This is a genomic window from Chryseobacterium sp. Leaf201 (assembly GCF_001421435.1).
Taxonomy (GTDB): Bacteria; Bacteroidota; Bacteroidia; order Flavobacteriales; family Weeksellaceae; genus Chryseobacterium.
Genome location: NZ_LMKA01000050.1, coordinates 1 through 1143, shown reverse-complemented (window position 1 = coordinate 1143; position 1143 = coordinate 1). Strand labels below are relative to the sequence as shown.

3 protein-coding genes are annotated in these 1143 nt (G+C 21.3%); all 3 read right to left on the bottom strand.

Annotated elements, in window-relative coordinates; all coding sequences use genetic code 11:
• The 3 genes from ASE55_RS04240 to ASE55_RS20270 are packed head-to-tail and all read right to left on the bottom strand — an operon-like array spanning window position 1 to window position 1099.
• Complete coding sequence (locus tag ASE55_RS04240; protein ID WP_082474340.1) at window positions 1-477, bottom strand: DUF3800 domain-containing protein; 477 nt, start codon at window positions 475-477, stop codon at window positions 1-3.
• Window positions 477-905, bottom strand: a complete 429-nt coding sequence (locus ASE55_RS04235) for a hypothetical protein (RefSeq protein WP_056215992.1) — start codon at window positions 903-905, stop codon at window positions 477-479. The genes ASE55_RS04240 and ASE55_RS04235 overlap by 1 nt, the downstream gene beginning before the upstream one ends.
• A 29-nt stretch (window positions 906-934) precedes the next feature.
• Window positions 935-1099 (bottom strand): hypothetical protein, encoded by a 165-nt coding sequence (locus ASE55_RS20270; RefSeq protein ID WP_157844629.1) that lies wholly within the window; start codon window positions 1097-1099, stop codon window positions 935-937.
• Between the last annotated feature and the right edge of the window lie 44 nt (window positions 1100-1143).

Here is a 1143-nt window from a genome sequence, read left to right as displayed (position 1 = left end):
TTAGATGCTATTATTTATAAAATTAATTTTTTCAATTTCATCATTGCTAATAAGAAGAAATATATAAGATTTATTCTTTCGTTCTGATTCTTCCAAAATTGTATTGAAAAGTCTCAATGTTTCTTTTGATATCTCATTTAAATTTTCAAGTTTTTCCTTAATAGTCTCAATGTTATTTTCATTAATGAAATTATAAAATTTTCCAATGAGTCCAATGATTATATCTGATAATTGAATGTATAAATTGTTTTTTGAATCAACAAAACTAAAATTTTCTAATTTAGCTCCTTGATATGTCATATTTAAATCATTGATTAATGGCTCAATAGAATCTTCTTTATCAAAGAAGTGTTTGGAATTAATAAAAAGATAAATTGTTCTTGAATAGAAATGAGCAAAATTTTCAATCAGGTGATGAGTTTTTTCATCCATTATAAATACTAAATTTCTTGTTTCTTTACTTTTATTTAGTAACATTAATATAGTTTTATTCCTATGCTTTTGGGCTCATTATTAAATATTTGAATAAGTTTATCAATAAATATTATGATCTTATCTTTTGCGATGTTCGGATATTCATATTGATAAGAAATTTCTATAAAAATTTCTAAATTGTTTTTAATACAAATATAAAGGTCATTTTTTAATGCTATATTATAAAATCGATTGTAGTCAATGCCTGTAGCCTCAATAAGTGAATCAATAATATCAACAATAGAATAATAGAGAAAATTTAAAGAAGAATAATGGATAGCAATGTTATTAGAAAGAAGTTCCTTAAATAATGATTGTAAATGAATTGAATTTAAACAATCAATAAAATTTCCTTTTGCTATATTTTTAAGTTTTACTTCTGTTATATTCTTTTGTAAACCAAAACTGTCAAATAAAGCTTCAATATTCATTATTTGATTTTCTTCTAAAACAATTCCTCCTAAAATAAAATTTTTTTAATGGATTCATTAAATCTATCTTCTTTTAAGTAGTATTTCCTAATATTATTTGTTTCATCATAAAAGAATTTTAATTTATTGTTCAAACCTGCCAGCTTAAACATTTTTTCATTTGATTTTCTCACTGTACTAACTTCGAAATTCATAAAGTTTTTTATTTTATGTTATTAATTTATTCAAATAATACTTC